The sequence below is a fragment of the Kocuria sp. CPCC 205260 genome (genome assembly GCF_040981045.1).
GTDB lineage: Bacteria > Actinomycetota > Actinomycetes > Actinomycetales > Micrococcaceae > Kocuria > Kocuria palustris.
This window is the reverse complement of sequence record NZ_JAVKPT010000009.1, coordinates 72264-86979: the sequence shown is the minus strand read 5'-3', so window position 1 is coordinate 86979 and position 14716 is coordinate 72264. Positions and strand designations below refer to the sequence as shown.

10 protein-coding genes are annotated in these 14716 nt (G+C 66.6%); 4 read left to right on the top strand and 6 right to left on the bottom strand.

Going from position 1 to position 14716, the window contains the following annotated elements; translation table 11 throughout:
* The first annotated feature begins 30 nt into the window (after positions 1–30).
* Together RF645_RS12075 and RF645_RS12070 are read left to right on the top strand one after the other, a co-directional pair.
* The gene (locus RF645_RS12075) at positions 31–1773 is read left to right on the top strand and encodes a hypothetical protein (protein ID WP_368819153.1); all 1743 of its coding nucleotides are present in this window, start codon (positions 31–33) and stop codon (positions 1771–1773) included.
* On the top strand, positions 1770–4619 hold the full coding sequence (locus tag RF645_RS12070) for an alpha/beta hydrolase family protein (protein ID WP_368819152.1): 2850 nt from the start codon (positions 1770–1772) through the stop codon (positions 4617–4619). Before RF645_RS12075 ends, RF645_RS12070 begins: the two co-directional genes overlap by 4 nt.
* A 21-nt stretch (positions 4620–4640) precedes the next feature.
* Here RF645_RS12070 and RF645_RS12065 read toward each other — a convergent pair whose 3' ends face one another.
* The 4 genes from RF645_RS12065 to RF645_RS12050 all read right to left on the bottom strand — a co-directional run bounded on the left by RF645_RS12065 (position 4641) and on the right by RF645_RS12050 (position 9372).
* On the bottom strand, positions 4641–5486 hold the full coding sequence (locus RF645_RS12065) for a hypothetical protein (RefSeq protein ID WP_368819151.1): 846 nt from the start codon (positions 5484–5486) through the stop codon (positions 4641–4643).
* Positions 5483–7384: a hypothetical protein gene (locus RF645_RS12060; protein WP_368819150.1), complete on the bottom strand. Its 1902-nt coding sequence runs from the start codon at positions 7382–7384 to the stop codon at positions 5483–5485. The genes RF645_RS12065 and RF645_RS12060 overlap by 4 nt, the downstream gene beginning before the upstream one ends.
* 22 nt (positions 7385–7406) lie before the next feature.
* The gene (wecB, locus tag RF645_RS12055; protein WP_368819149.1) at positions 7407–8570 is read right to left on the bottom strand and encodes a non-hydrolyzing UDP-N-acetylglucosamine 2-epimerase; all 1164 of its coding nucleotides are present in this window, start codon (positions 8568–8570) and stop codon (positions 7407–7409) included.
* 118 nt (positions 8571–8688) lie between these two features.
* The gene (locus tag RF645_RS12050) at positions 8689–9372 is read right to left on the bottom strand and encodes a response regulator (RefSeq protein WP_368819148.1); all 684 of its coding nucleotides are present in this window, start codon (positions 9370–9372) and stop codon (positions 8689–8691) included.
* A gap of 259 nt (positions 9373–9631) precedes the next feature.
* Here RF645_RS12050 and RF645_RS12045 point away from each other — a divergent pair, with 259 nt between their 5' ends.
* Positions 9632–10963, top strand: a complete 1332-nt coding sequence (locus RF645_RS12045; RefSeq protein WP_350869033.1) for a histidine kinase — start codon at positions 9632–9634, stop codon at positions 10961–10963.
* Between the two features lie 189 nt (positions 10964–11152).
* Positions 11153–11887 (top strand): hypothetical protein, encoded by a 735-nt coding sequence (locus RF645_RS12040; RefSeq protein ID WP_006215546.1) that lies wholly within the window; start codon positions 11153–11155, stop codon positions 11885–11887.
* 13 nt (positions 11888–11900) lie between these two features.
* Here RF645_RS12040 and RF645_RS12035 read toward each other — a convergent pair whose 3' ends face one another.
* Both RF645_RS12035 and RF645_RS12030 read right to left on the bottom strand, forming a co-directional pair.
* Positions 11901–12713: a hypothetical protein gene (locus tag RF645_RS12035; RefSeq protein WP_006215547.1), complete on the bottom strand. Its 813-nt coding sequence runs from the start codon at positions 12711–12713 to the stop codon at positions 11901–11903.
* Between the two features lie 303 nt (positions 12714–13016).
* On the bottom strand, positions 13017–14708 hold the full coding sequence (locus tag RF645_RS12030; RefSeq protein WP_251715268.1) for an AarF/ABC1/UbiB kinase family protein: 1692 nt from the start codon (positions 14706–14708) through the stop codon (positions 13017–13019).
* Between the last annotated feature and the right edge of the window lie 8 nt (positions 14709–14716).

Genomic DNA, 14716 nt, shown 5'->3' with positions numbered 1-14716 from the left:
CCGCCGATCCGCTTGAACTGAGGAGACGTCATGAATGTGAATCTGGTGGCAGTGGCCAAGCGCCCCGAAGCTATGGCCGATGCCCGACGCCGGATGGCTGCGGCCATCGACTACGTCACGGGGATCTTCGGCCCGGCCGGGGATCATCAAGTCGAGCGGGGCCAGGCCATGGCTTACAACGCCGATCGGATGGCGCGGACCTGGACCGCCCCCACATGGTTCGAGGTGGAGGGCTACCAGTACGGGGTCAGCCAGCCCCCGATCCCGTCCGATGTCGAGGTGACGGCGGAGAGCCTGCCAGGCGTGGTGCACAACCGCGTTTATGGCGATGGGCGGCCTTCGTCCTTCCTGATGAACCACTGGGGCTATGCGCTCTCGCCCGCCGGTGAGGTCCGCGTGTGGACCGATCTGGTGGGCTTCGCCCGGACCTACGTCGTCGAGACTGTCGATCTGATCGCGGTCTCCAATCACATCGGCGCGCTGGCCTACTTCCTCGATTCACCGCTGGAGATCGACGACCAGGCCGTCGGCATGTTCGCCAACTTCGGCTGGTTCACCGAGGAGGGGTCGCCGTTCCAGGGGATTCGTCGGCTGCCTCGCGCCACGTTCCTGGACATCGATGCGCAGGGACGGACCTGTCGGAGCACCTATCAGAGCCTCGAGGAACTGACGGGAGAGCGCGAGCCGGTCGCAGATTTCGATGCCGTGGTCCACGCTAGCCGTACGGCTGCCAGCAATCTCGACACCCTCAGCTTGTCGGTGCCGACGGTCTACCTCAGCGGCGGTCAGGACTCCCGGATGACGGCGGGGCTATGGCTCTCTGGCGGCGGCAGTGCAAAGGTGATGACACTGGGAACGCTACCCAAGGAGGCCGAGATCGCCGAGGACCTCATGTCCCGCCTCGGCAGGTCGGTCGATTTGGAAGCTCAGGGCGTCAGCCACCGGATCGTTGATCCAAAGCCGTCGGAGGTGACGATGTCGCTGCCCGAGCGCCTGGCGAACTGCCACCTGATGTGGGATGGGGACTCTGCCCCCACGAACATGAAGCGGAATATGCACATCGCTCGTGGAGCCGCCGCGCTGTCCATCGGCGGCACGAACGGAGAGATCACTCACGGCTACTTCTACAGCCGCCCCGGATACGTGGACCGCATCACCGCCTTGGAACACCCACTCAAGGAGCTCAAGCGGGTGTTCCCCGGCCGGATCACCACGGACCAGGTCACATCCGGCCTGGAGGACTTCTACGACCGCGAGTATGCGGCGATCAGCCAGGCCGGATCGCCCGGTCTGCAGAGCTTGGACGTGTACTACCTCCGCGAGAAGCTGCGCCGGTGGCACAACCAGTCCCTGTCCAACACCAGCGTGGTGCTTCTCGGCTCGCAGGAGTACATCCGCATGGCCTTCGACCTGACCATCGACGAGCGCATCGACAAGCGCGCGCCCAAGGAGATCGCCCGTCGAGCCGTCCCGCAGTGGGACGGGCTGGCGTATTACAAGGCCAACAAGGAGGAGTCGAAGATCGCCACGAAGAAGGGCCTGCGCACTTGGGCGACGGATACCGAGGTCTTCAACTCCGTACTCGACGCACCCCGGATCTGGGATCGGTTCCTCCGCCGAGAGACCCTGGCGGGCTACCGTGAGCTGATCCCCGCCGGGGAGGCCTACGCGTCTCATGAATCATGGTTCAACCGGGCGATCTGGATCGACTCGATCGACGAGCACCGTCAGATGCTGAATCGGCGCACGGCCGAGGTGCGGGCCGCCTCATGAGCCTCAAGAGCGCTGTGGATCTGCTCATCGGCGGATCGTCGGCATTGGATGCCGCCTTGGCAGGAGAGCTTTATCTTCGACCGTCGTCGAAGGATGCGGACTTGAGGGAGATGCTCCGCTTCGGGTCCGTCAGAATAGGGAAGCTGACCTTGGATGGCGGCCCGCAGGGCATCTGGGATCACGCAGATCCCGCTGATCGTTCCACTGGCCTGGCGCTGAACTCGCTGAAGTTCATCGATCCGCTGCGCCGCGGAGCGGCAGAATCGAGCGATGCTCAGTTGTGGTTGGACTACGTCCGTGGGTGGGGCGCATGGGCTGATGACGCGCGGGCTGCGAGGTTGGACTCCTTTCTGCCAGCTGGACAGCGGGCAGTGGTCCTGGCCGCTGGCCTGCGAACATTCTGGAAGGACCCATCCGAACGTCCAGCGGATATCGTCGCGCTTCTGGGCGGGCACACGGAGCCCTTCCGAGACAAGCTCCGGACCGGTCGGGTCCATCTGATCGAGGAGACGATGATCCGCGGGTGCGCAGCCGCCTCCCAGGGCCCCCGTCCTGAGGAGGACAGCGCGATCCTGCTCCAGGAGTTCGCGGAGCGATATCTTGCACACGGCCTAGCGCCGGGCGGCGGCGTGGGCGCTGTGAGTGACATGACGCGACGGTGGGTCGATCTGTATTCGAGCATCTACCGCACTCTCTCGGATCCAGGGGACCTCGTCTCGCCCCAGGCCCTGTCGGAGCGTTCGGAATCGGAGCTCAGTCGGCTCTGGATCCACGCGACGACTCCCACCGGAGGACTGGTCTCCGTCGGAAGTGAAGAGGCGCAGAGCTCCTGGTCGAACCGGACTCCGTCCTCCTCGTCCGAGAGGTACTGCGCATCCGGCAGCGGTGAAGGTCAGCCGACCGATGACCTCACGTTCGTGAATCGCAGCGGCTGGATGTTCGCCCGGCGCGGTTGGGGAGAGACCGAGCTCGACTTCCACGAGGAGACGTTCTTCGGGCTGCGATCGGGTCCCCTGGAATCTAAAGGGAGGGAGCACGACAACTCAGCACTGTGGCTCACGGCTCGAGGTGTGACATGGCTGGGAGATAACCCAGGCCGTGATGGCTCATCGTGGAGCCAGCGTGATCACCACTCCAGCGTCAGCGTCGAAGCGCGGCACCGCACGCTCAGTGACGCCGAGATCACGCGCTTCCGGGATACCGCTCAATGCCTCGACGTCGAGGTTCGAGATCGAGCATTCCTGCCGGTTGCCATGACTCGGCGGGTGGTCTATTCGAAGAGCGGTGACTTCCTGGTCGCCGTGGACCAGGTGCGCAGCGCCGACGCTCACTCCGGACGCCAGAACTGGATCATTCCGCCAGGTGTCGATGTCGAGATCTCCCAGGGGGCGGCTCTGCTTCGACAGGGCGAGGAGGCATGTGAGCTGATCTGGCTTTCCGTGCCGGCACCACAGCCTGAGGTCGAGATCCTCGACGATGGCTGGCAACGACTCAGCGTGGCGTTCTCAGCTGCGTCGACCCGTCTCATCACAGCCATCGTTCCTCGCGCGGCACAGGAAGACGTGAGCTGCACGCGGATTCCACTGGCTGACGCATCTCTGAGCATCTCTGTCCGTCGGCCGCGGCATGCTGAGCAGCTCGTGATCGCCAAGGAGGGCGCCGGTATCGGCCCGTATGACGAGGACGGCGAGATTCTGGTCGAACGAGTCGTCCTGGAGGCGCTGAACGGGGGATTGACACCGGAGGAGGAGGCGCGACTCCGCCTTGACCTGCGCGCCCGTATCGGGGACGTCAAAGAGCGGCTGCATCGTGACGGTGCGGATCGCGAACAACGGCGCGCTGCGTTGGAGGATCTGCGAGGCGCGGCCTCTGAGCTCGGCGTCTCGGGCCTGCGAGATTTCGGTCTGGGAGCCGCCATGATCGACATTGCTGCCGCTGACCTGAAAGAGGAGGTCTCTGGACACCCGCTGGTGGCCGGACGGAAGCGCTCCCCGCTGATCTCATGGGATGATTCGGATCGGCTAATCCATGAATTCTACGGCGTCCCGATCTTGACCACTCGTGAAGTCTCACGGTCGATGGATCCAGGCCTCGAGCGGCAGATGCTGACGATCGACAAGGGGCAGCTTGCCTTGCCGTTTCTGCTCAGCAGGTCGGGATCCGGGAGAACGCTCCGTGTCATGTTCCACGGAGCGACCGACCGATCCCGGAATGCGCTTCCGAGATTCGAGCGGATGCGCTCCATGGAGAAGGGATCGTCCGGCCCCGTGCTGTTCGTTTCTGATCCTTGCTTGGACCTCGATTCGAGTCAGATCCTCACCTGGTATGCAGGGGACGAGAGACTGAATCTCCACGAACTCATCGCCATGCAGACCAAGGCCTATGCGGACGAGTTGGGGTGCGACCGCATCCTGTTCGTCGGCAATTCTGGCGGAGGCTATGCTGCGCTGCAGTGCGCCACGTATCTGGCAGACGCGGCTGTGGTGACGTTCAATCCTCAGATCCAGGTAGATCAGTATGTCCCCAGGATCGCCCGCACTGCGCAGGAGGTGCTCTTCGGGGCGCCCTCCGTAGCAGACGACTCTGCCCTGGCCAGTCGGATGGATCTCATCAAACGGTACCAGGAGATCGAATTCCACAAGCGGGTATTCTTCATCCAGAACACTGGCGATGAGATGCACTATGAATATCACTGCAAGCCATTCACTGATGCGTGGAGGGCTCAGGGAGATGAGTCAGACCTCATGCTCGTAACGCCTTATCTGGGTGACGGGCACCGGGTCCCGCCTCCCGACGAGTACATGTCCCTGGTCGACCAGGGCGAGGCGTTCGTCTTCGGGGAATGACGCGAGCTGTCAGAACCGGACTCAGATCCAGGAGCGGGAATTCAGGATCTCGATCGTCCGGCTCTGCGGCATCGGATTGTGCCCCATGGCGGCGTCGTGGTAGCGGCGGACGGCGACTTCGTCGCACAGTGCTGGATGCCTCGCGAAGAAGTCGTCGAAGTGCTTCAGGGGGATCTCTCGATCGTATTTCGACGCCATATTCACCCAGTACTCGATCCGCAGCGGCTGGTCGTTTCTCGCCAGCTGCTTGAGGGCGCTTGTCCGGTGTGGCCAGTTCTTCCGGACGTCGGCCGCCAGTCGTCCGGCATACCTCGCATCCAGGACCGCCTTGACCTGGTGTGCGTACCATCTCGTCCAATCGAACTGGGCGTTGTTCACGATAGCTTTGGCACCGCGATCTGCGGCAAGTTCGATAAGGGCCGCGTACCCCCCGGCGGAGGAGCCGAAATAGGTGCGCTGATCCGGCGACGGCGCGCCGAGCTTCGCTGACACCACACGTGCGGCCCTCGTCACCTGTGTGGGCATCCACGACGGCATCTTGGCCTGCATCCAGTTCAAGGACAAGGCATCGTCTCCCACCGTGCCGGGGTCGCAGACGTAGATCTGATGACTGTGTATTTCTGAGGACCACGTAGACCGCTGGAAGACGGGCCTGCCCTGTGAGCGTTCCAGATCTACAGCGCCGTTGTTCAAGATGAGGACGCTGTCCGCGCCGGGGCGGGCAACGATGAGCAGCGGGAGCGTCTCGCCGATGGATAGCTGAACATCCAGACGGAGGGGCTCGTCGGCGACGAACAGTGAACGAGGGAGGTCGATCAGCTTGTCGATGTCGACTTTCAAGGTTGCGGTGGACTCAGCAGACGTCATGCAGTCGGCTTTCTGCTCGTGATGCGAGCTGTTGCCGGGCCGTCGACCTCTGCCGGAGTGAAGGAGGTGCAGGCGACCTCGATCCGGGTGGCTCGTTCCCAGCTCGCCTGCGTCCTCTCGCGCAGCGGGATGATCGCCAGCTCCACCTGTGCGCCTTCACGGAGACTGCGCAGGGACACCGTCATCTCGCTGGGTTCACCAGGCACGGAAATCGTGAGCAGCTCCATTCCATCCATAGCAATCCGATATTCAAAGCTCGGGGGGCCAGGCGGGCAGGCCCAGAATGTTCGCAGGGTGAGGTCAAGGGCCCCCTGGGCGGGAGCCTCTACGAGGGGAAAGGACTTGGACCGCTTCTGAGCGAAGTCGTTCAGGGGCAGGCGAAAAGACCTCGGAGCCTGTCCCTTCGACAAGGCGTTCGTCGATTCGTCAGAATCGACGCGCGATCGGTCATCTCTCATCTGCTCATAAAGATTCTTTTGGTCGTTGATGCCGAAGAAGTTCAGAACCGGGTTCGTCGTATTGATGACTTCGCGGAATGCGTAGTGCGCAGCTCGTTGCTGCCGTGTGAATGCCAACAGCGGAGTGATCATCGCCCGACAGTTCAGCGGCACGAAGGGCTCGAAGGCCAGATCGATCTCGTTGAAGACCTCTGTGGCCCAGCGGCCCAGACGGTACTCCCAATGCGTGAGATCCGAGGCCTGGTAGCCGTGAAGGTCTCCAGCGAGCTCTTGCTCTTTGAACGCTCGGTTCACGTGGGCCTGCAACGACTCACCAGGTATCTCGACACCAGCCGACGTCGCTCGCTTGAGCCACAGTGCCTTGGCGGTAGCCGCAGTATCTGCATCAGTGGGGGACGCCCACTTGTGCTGTCCGATCTCGAAGGCGTTGGCCCTCATGACCAGGCCGTCGGCTTCTGGGAACTCCTCGAGGTAGCGGGGGAGCAGCCATCGCCCATGAACCGTCAGCGAGTTCTTCCCCAGCGCTTCCGTCTCCTCGGCGCTCAGCGTGCGCATTGACGGCGAGCCCCGAAGGACGCGGTGGTCCAGGCGGAGCAGATCCACCAGGGGAGTGACGAGTTCGATGTCCCGTTCGAGCACGGTGACGCTGGATTCCTTGGCCGTCGACGAAGCCCCGTAGGTGTAGCACCGGAGGTGGCCGAGGTACGGCGTCGACAGCGCCAGGGCGACTCGGGAGTCCAGACCGCCGCTGAGCGCGAAGGAGATCGGCAGCCGGTCCTCTCTCGTCGTCGCCTGCTGCATCTGCTGGTGCCAGAGCTCGCTGACGCGCTGGAGGCGATCGGCCTCCGAGCGCTCGAGCCAAGGATTCGCCTGGCGGGGCCAGTAGCGCTCGAACCGGCCGGAGCGCAGGTGGAGCCGATGGTTGGGCAGCAAGGCTCGGACTCCGGTGCGGTGAGACAGATCCCAGGTCAACGACGGCTTCACCACCCCCGATGGGGGGCTGTCGAGCACCTCGCCGATCAGGTTCGCGTGAGCCGCCGCGATGCCGCGGGCAGGGTCGAAGTAGACCGACCTGGTGCCCGCGGCGTCGTGATAGACGGTGATCTCAGAATCCTGGACCGTGATCACGATCCAGCGACCAGCCATCAGGTCCAGGGCATCGAGGAAGGCTGTCTCGGAGACAGCCAGGGCCGACGCAAGACGGGACGCCGGCTCGGAGGGGATGCTGCCGTCCGGATCATCACCCAGCAGATAGCACCGTCCGTAGACCAGCACCTCCGTGCCCTGGTCCGTTCGCGACACCGTCAGCTGACGTCGCGAATCGAACGAGAGCGTGTAGTCGTCAGCGATCTCTCGGGCCGAGTACGACTCCGGTGCCGCGACGGCCATGCTCCGCGGTGCGAGGCAGAATCCGTACGGATAGGTCTTCGGATGGATCATGGGTGGAGTGTAGGTGGCGGCTTCAGCCCTCCGGCTGAGCCTCCGGATCGAAGTCCGCGATCCGCTCTCCGACACCGAACATCTGCGCGATCGCGGCCACGGTGCGATCGGCGGCCTTGCCGTCGCCGTAGGGGTTCACGGCGTTGGCCATGGCGTCGTAGATGGCGTCGTTGTGCAGGAGGCTGTTCACCTCTTCGACGATGCGCTCCTCGTCGGTGCCGATGAGCTTGACGGTGCCGGCGGTGACGGCTTCGGGGCGTTCGGTGTTCTCGCGCATCACGAGCACGGGCTTGCCCAGCGACGGGGCCTCTTCCTGGACTCCGCCGGAGTCGGTGAGGACCACGTGGGAGACGCCGAGGAGGCGGGTGAACTCGCCGTAGGCCAGCGGCTCGGTGACCAGGACGTTGTCCAGGCCCTCCAGCGCCGGCAGGACGGCCTCGCGGACCACCGGGTTGCGGTGGGCCGGCAGCACGATGGTCAGCTCGGGCTCGGCTTCAGCGATGCGGGCCAGTGCACGGCCGACGCCGCGCATGGCATCGCCCTGGTTCTCGCGGCGGTGCGTGGTGACCAGCAGGACGCGGCGCCCGGAGGCGGCCAGCTCCTCGAGCTGGGGATCGGAGAAGGGCAGCTGCTTGGCCACGGTGTGGTGCAGGGCGTCGATCACGGTGTTGCCGGTGACCACGATGTCGTCGCCGTTGATCGACTCCGCGGTCAGGTTGCGCTTGGAGATGTCGGTGGGGGCCAGGTGCAGGGAGGTGATCTGGGAGGTCATCTTGCGGTTGGCCTCCTCCGGGAAGGGGGAGAACAGGTCGAAGGAGCGCAACCCGGCCTCGGCGTGGATCACGGGGATCCCGCGGTAGAACGCGGCGATCGCACCGGCGGTGGAGGTGGTGGTGTCGCCCTGGACGACGACGGCGTCCGGTGCGTTGTGCTCGAAGATCGCATCGAGGCCCTCGACGGTGCGGGTGAGCACGCCGTTGAGGGTCTGGCGGGGGCGGATGATGTTGAGGTCATGATCCGGGGTGATGTCGAAGATCTCGTTGACCTGATCGAGCATCTCACGGTGCTGGCCGGTCACGGTCACCACGCATTCGAACTCATCGGAGTCCTGGAGGGCCTTCACGATCGGGGCCATCTTGATGGCCTCCGGGCGGGTTCCGTAGATCGGCATCACGGTCAGCGGCATCGGTGACTCTTTCACTCATCGGCGGGTGGGATCCGTCACCAAGGATGTCATACGGCTGTCCCCGATTCGGGGTGGCGACGGCCCTGGGTGGGGCGCGTCGTGCCCGAAGGCTCGCGGTTCAGAGCTGGATGAGCCCGGCCTTGTGAGCGGCGATGACCAGCTGCAGCCGGTCGCGGACCTGGAACTTGGACACCATGTTCGTCACGTGCAGCTTCACGGACCTCTCGGACAGGACCATGAGCTCGGCGATCTCCCGGTTGCTGTGGCCTTCGGCCAGGTGGTTGAGCACCTCGGACTCGCGGGCCGTCAGCGTGACGGAGGCGGGCAGGCTGGCCCGGTTGTCCGATTCGCGCAGATGCCCCACCACCGCCTCGAGGGCCTCAGGGGAGAGCTGGGTGCGTCCGGCCACGGCCTCGCGCACCGCGGAGAGCAGCCGCTCGGGCGGATCGGACTTCAGGACGTAGCCCAGGGCGCCGGCGCGCAGGGCGGGAACGACGGCCTCTCGGGAGGTGAACGTCGTGATCATCACCACGTGAGTGCGCGGCAGGAGCCGAAGCACCTCGGCGACGGCCTCCACGCCGTCCACGCGCGGCATCTGTATGTCCATCAGGATGATGTCCGGACGCAGGGTCTCTGCCATCTGCACGGCCGCGCGCCCATCCGCGGCGGTCCCCACGACCTGCATGTCGGGGGCGCTGCTCACATAGATGGAGATGGTCTCGCGGACGACGGCCTCGTCATCGGCGATCAGCACGCTCAGCAGCTCGTCGGAACCGGGCTCCGGAGACTGATCCGTGGTCATCGCTGCTCCAAGTCTGTCCGACGGCCGAGCTGTGGGCCGGGACGGCCGACATCGGCCAGGTCGCCGATCATCGTAACGACGGAGGCCGAGCGACAGACAGCCGGCGCAGGGTCTCAAGTGTGGACAAGTACATGCACTCAACGACATCCCGCTGACCGATGGATAATATCGCTGCAGCATCAATCGGAAGCGTCGGGCCTGGTCGTGGGCCCCTTGGGAGGGCAGTGAGGGTGATCCAGGCTGCTGCGGTGAGTGGGCCATGAGGGCCGATCTGCTCGAGCCTCCCCGGCTCTGGCGACGCTTCACCGCAGCCGTGGACAGCCGATGGCCGGAGCTGGCCGACTCCGCGGTCCTCGCCCCTCCCGTTCCGTTCCGAGCGGCCATGCTGCTGATCGTCCTGGTCTTCCTGGGGCTGCAGGTCATCAGCAGCCTCATGGGGCAGGCCTGGCTGAGCGGGCAGGCGCTGTCCTTCACGCTGATCGTCATCTTCCTGCCGCTGATCTGCGTGTGGATCAACCGCGGTCTGTGCGTCGTGGCTCTGACCGTGGCCTATGCCATGGTGCTGCTCAGCCAGCAGCCGATCGCTGTGGTCGCCCCGGCGATCATCTGCTGCGTCATCCTGTGCATGTGGAACCGCTGGGGCGTGGGCATGCTGCTGATGCTCGCCCAGCTCACGGCGGCCCTGTCCCTGGTGGGGCTCGGAGACACCGTCACCATCCGCATGCAGGCGTTCCTGCTGGCCTTCATGATCTTCGCCGGCTCTGCCGTGGGCTGGACCATCCGCTTCTTCCGCTGCCGGACCCGGCTCACCCAGCTGCGGGTCGCCCAGCTGGAGACCGAGGTGGCCGGAGTGCGCTCGGCCGAGCGCCGGGACCTGGCTCGCGAGCTGCACGACCTCGTGGCCCACGACGTCACGGCCACCGCGCTGCGGGCCAATGCCGGGCTGCTCTCCGGGGAGCCGCAGGTGCAGCGCCGGGTGCTGCAGGACATCGCCGACGGAGCCTCGGGCACCATCGAGGACCTGCGCCGCATGGTCTCGGCCCTGCAGGAGGAGGCGGGGGAGGCCACCGCGCTCGAGGACGGGATCGCTCCCCAGCACCAGGCGCTGCGCACCGATCAGACCGGTGCGCAGCGTCCCACCGCGCCCACGGACTCCATGGAGACCGCCCTCGACCGGTGTCGTCAGCTGCTCGAGGACGCCGGATTCGACCGGGTCGAGATCGCCCGCGGAGACGGCTGGGAGGAGATCGCCACGAGCGTGCGGTCCCTGTGCCAGCGCGTGCTGCGCGAGGGCACCGCCAACGCCATCCGCCACGGGATCCCGAGCGCGCCGGTGAGCCTCAGCGCCAGCCTGGAGACCACGCCGCAGGGCCGCTCGATCGCGGTGATCCGGGTGCGCAACCTGGTCCGCGATGCCCGCAGCCGCAGCGCCCGACTGCCCCGGGAGATCTTCCTGGAGGGCGGCCTCGGACTGGTCGGCCTGAGCGAGCGCGTGGACATCTTCGGCGGCGAGCTGAGCTTCGGGCGCCAGCTGGACACCTGGGAGCTCATGGCCCGGATCCCGCTGCAGGAGGCGGATCGGCGTGCTTGAGGGCCGCGCCGAAGACGACCGAGAACGAGCACCGCAGGACGTGACTGAGATTTTCACACCGGACAGTGACCTGGATTACAGCATGAATCCGCGCAGGCCGAGCGCCCCCATCCCTGGAGCGCATGACTCCGCGACGGTGCAGAGGACGCTCGGGACGGCGTCTTGGACATCCGAGGAGAGGTTCGGGAGATGACACCTCTGAACAGGGCATCGATCGACCTGGTGATGCGGGTCGACGACCCCGCCGGGCGACCGATCGAGATCGACCGGGACGTCGTGCGCCGGTCCTACATGGCGCTCAAGGCCATGGCTCGCACGCTCTACGCCCACCATCGTCCTCCGGAGCGGTTCCCGGAGGAGGGCCTGAGCATGAGCTTCTACGAGCCCGGCCCCGGTGCCGTCGTGTTCGAGGCACAGGTCGTCGCCGATGTGCGAGGACGCGCCGGTGATCAGCCGACGCCGCTGGGCGCGGACAATCCGGAGCCCGTCCGCACCGCGGAGCAGGCCCTGCACCTGAGCGTCCTCGGGCTCGTGGAGATCGTGCGGGCCTTCGGCTTCGTGCTGGCCGCGCCGCAGACCGTGCGGGAGGTGCGCTGCGGTCACGTGGACCTGACCGAGGCCGACGACGGCCAGCACCTGCGCGTCTCGCCGGAGGTCGACTACGGGCTGCTGCACGGCAGCTTCGACGCCCAGATGCGGGAGTTTCTCTCCGGGCTGACGCGAGAGGGAGTGGGTGCCGTCTCCCTGGCCTACGGGGCGGAGGACAAGCGCAGCCGGATCCAGCACATGGTCATCGCGACCGATCGCGTCCTGGAGTTCGTGCGCGGGGCGCAGGTGCAGCGCCCGATCGACCGGCGGAGCACCGATCCCGACCCGGAGCCCGGTGCCGGCATGGACGCCGACGCGAAGCCCGGCGCCGCCTGAGACGGCCGCAGCTTCAGAGCAGGGGGCCGGGCGGCGGCATCCGCACATCGGTGCGTCGGCCGCGGTCCTCAGGACCCACATCGCTCTGGGCGGGCCGGGGGAGGTCCTCGCGCGGAGTGCGCGTGACCAGAGGCAGCAGCGGACCCTCGACCCGCGGCACGGAGTCGAAGATCGTGGCCGGGTGCATCTCCCGCACCCGCTCCCACATGTTCGCCGGCACCTCCATGACCGTGGCGCCCTCGCTCGTGTAGGGCCCCTTGCCCTGCACGAAGGTGACCGTGGAGTCGTCCTGCTCGAAGAGGTGCTTCAGGTCCTCTGCAGCGGCCTGGGCCTGCTGCGACGAGCGGAGGATCGCGAAGATATTGGTCGGCACCCGCATCACGTACCGATCGTCCGTGACCATGGGCACGAGGTTCAGCTGATCCGCTGCGGTGCCCACCACCACGGACTTGGCCCCCAGGATGATCGGCAGCATCTGCACGCCCGAGAGCACCGTCTCCACGGCCTCGCGCAGCTTGTCCTCCAGCACGGAGATCTCGTCGACGCGGCGCGGCGAGAGCAGCCGACGGTGCAGCGGACGGGCGTCGCGGATGGAGGCCAGCAGGTCGTAGGCGCCGGGCTCGCGGATCGACAGGATCACGCGCACCGGCTCTTCGCCGGCCACGTCCACACCGTCGAACTGGAGGCCTTCTCGCACCAGGGCGGCGAACCCTCGGCGGATCCTCTCGCGCTGCTGCGCGGACAGCTTCAGCGGGCGGCCGTGGCGCACGGCTTCGAGGCTCATGGGCTCCGAGACGAGCATGGGAGCCGAGTCGATGTCCGGCATGGGAGACCTCGATCTCTTGTGCCTGCGGAAGGAGCCCCACGGGTGGGAGGACACGCCTCATCCAGCGGGTCGCGCGACGATGAGGGGCCGGCATCGGCCGGGGGGATCAGTCCGTCCGGTGCACGACGGTATCGACGTTACTGGCTGGTCTGGAGCGAAGTCGCCCCGAAAGCCCGTCGAGCTGAATGAGGCTTCAACTTTCGCGCCCGTCTGTGTGGACGGCGCGGACGAGATCGGACCACGTGAACACACACCAGCAGAGGTGGGCAGAGGCGGGCACGCGATGGATCGGGTCAGCCGAGCTCACCGTGTGCGTCGTCTGCGCTCACGCAGCGAGGAGACGACCCGGCGCACTCTGGGGGTGGCCGTGGAGGCCGCCAGATACGCCGAGAGCACCCCGACCGTTCCGGTCCCGCCGATCATCAGCGGGACGTGGAAGCGGCCGTAGCGCTGCGGCTCGGAGGCCACCACGTGGGACATGCCGTTGATCGTCGCCGCGATCACCGCGCCGGCGATGACCTGGTGGCCGATGCGCTCGCCGCGGTTGAGCAGAGGCTCGAGCTCGTCCGCGCGCAGATGGACGTCGAATCCGCCGTTCTCCAGCACGGACATGATCCGTCGGATGACGTCGGGGGAGTCCTGGCCCAGCTGGACCGCCTCTTCCACCAGCCCGCGCACCCGGTGCAGCAGCGCCTCGGGCGAGACGCGGCGCAGCACGAACTGGCGGGCGAACGGGCGGATCACGGAGATCAGGTCGAAGTCGGGATCCAGGCCCTTGCCGATCGACTCGGCGGTGATCACCATGCGCAGGAACAGCGCCGAATCGCGCGGCAGGCGCAGCCTATGGCGGCGCAGGCAGGCCACCAGGTCGGACAGCAGCGCCGCCATCCGCACCTCGGCCAGGGGCCGGTCGGCGTAGCTGCGGATCATGGATTCGACATCGCGGTCCAGGGCGGCGCGGTCCAGGTTCTCCGAGGCGCGGTCGGTGAGCTTGAGCAGCCCGGTGGTGGCGCGACGGGCATTGCCCTGGGAGACGCCCACGAGCATGGTCACCAGGGCATCGCGGAACTCCTCCGAGAGGCTGCCGACCATGCCGAAGTCGATCATGGCGATCGAGCCGTCGGAGTGGATGAACAGGTTCCCCGGGTGCGGATCGGCGTGGAAGAAGCCGTGGACGAAGATCATCTGGCACAGGATCTCCGTGGCCGTCACGGCCAGCTGGTGGCGATCGACCCCGGCGGCGTCCAGGGCCGTGTGATCCGTGATCTTCATGCCGGACATGCGCTCGGTGGTCAGCACCCTTGAGGAGGTCGCCTGCCACACCACAGCGGGCACGATCAGCGACGGATGCCCCGCGAACAGCTCGCGCATCCGCTCCGTGCTGCGGGCCTCGGCCAGGTAGTCGAGCTCATCTCGCATGGAGGCGGCGAACTGGTCCACCAGCCCGGTCAGGTCCTGATCGCCCACGCCCGGCCAGTAGCGCGTGATCAGCACGGCGAGCTCGCGCAGCACCTCCAGGTCGCGGTTGACGGTGTCCACGATCCCTGGGCGGCGGATCTTCACGACGACGTCCATGCCGTCGTAGACCGCGGTGTGGGCCTGCCCGATCGAGCCGGTGGCCAGCGGGACGGGGTCGATGTGGCGCAGTATCTCCTCTGCGGCGGTGTCCGGCTCCTGCTCGAGCAGCTCGCGGATGCGATCCGGCGGGATCGGCGGGGACGAGTCCTGGAGGCGGGCCAGCTCGCGGGCGTACTCCTGAGGCAGCAGGTCCGGGCGCGTGGAGGCCAGCTGGCCGAGCTTCACGAACGTGGGCCCGAGCTCCTCGAGCGCCAGGCGCAGGTGGACGGGCTGCGGGCGCAGCTTGTCCGGGTCCACCAGGCGCACGCGCTCCAGCGGGGCGCGCCATTCGGGCTTGAGGCCCGCCAGCACGAAGCCGAAGCCGTGCTGGGAGAGGACCTCCAGGATCTGGAAGAGCCGTTCGCGCCGCGAGAGCATTCTGGGGC

Bases quoted from the DNA above. Each gene is read 5' to 3' on its own strand.
- RF645_RS12075 (WP_368819153.1), top strand. From the start codon at position 31: ATGAATGTGAATCTGGTGGCAGTGGCCAAGCGCCCCGAAGCTATGGCC.
- RF645_RS12070 (WP_368819152.1), top strand. From the start codon at position 1,770: ATGAGCCTCAAGAGCGCTGTGGATCTGCTCATCGGCGGATCGTCGGCA.
- RF645_RS12065 (WP_368819151.1), bottom strand. From the start codon at position 5,486: ATGACGTCTGCTGAGTCCACCGCAACCTTGAAAGTCGACATCGACAAG.
- RF645_RS12060 (WP_368819150.1), bottom strand. From the start codon at position 7,384: ATGATCCATCCGAAGACCTATCCGTACGGATTCTGCCTCGCACCGCGG.
- wecB (WP_368819149.1), bottom strand. From the start codon at position 8,570: ATGCCGCTGACCGTGATGCCGATCTACGGAACCCGCCCGGAGGCCATC.
- RF645_RS12050 (WP_368819148.1), bottom strand. From the start codon at position 9,372: ATGACCACGGATCAGTCTCCGGAGCCCGGTTCCGACGAGCTGCTGAGC.
- RF645_RS12045 (WP_350869033.1), top strand. From the start codon at position 9,632: ATGAGGGCCGATCTGCTCGAGCCTCCCCGGCTCTGGCGACGCTTCACC.
- RF645_RS12040 (WP_006215546.1), top strand. From the start codon at position 11,153: ATGACACCTCTGAACAGGGCATCGATCGACCTGGTGATGCGGGTCGAC.
- RF645_RS12035 (WP_006215547.1), bottom strand. From the start codon at position 12,713: ATGCCGGACATCGACTCGGCTCCCATGCTCGTCTCGGAGCCCATGAGC.
- RF645_RS12030 (WP_251715268.1), bottom strand. From the start codon at position 14,708: ATGCTCTCGCGGCGCGAACGGCTCTTCCAGATCCTGGAGGTCCTCTCC.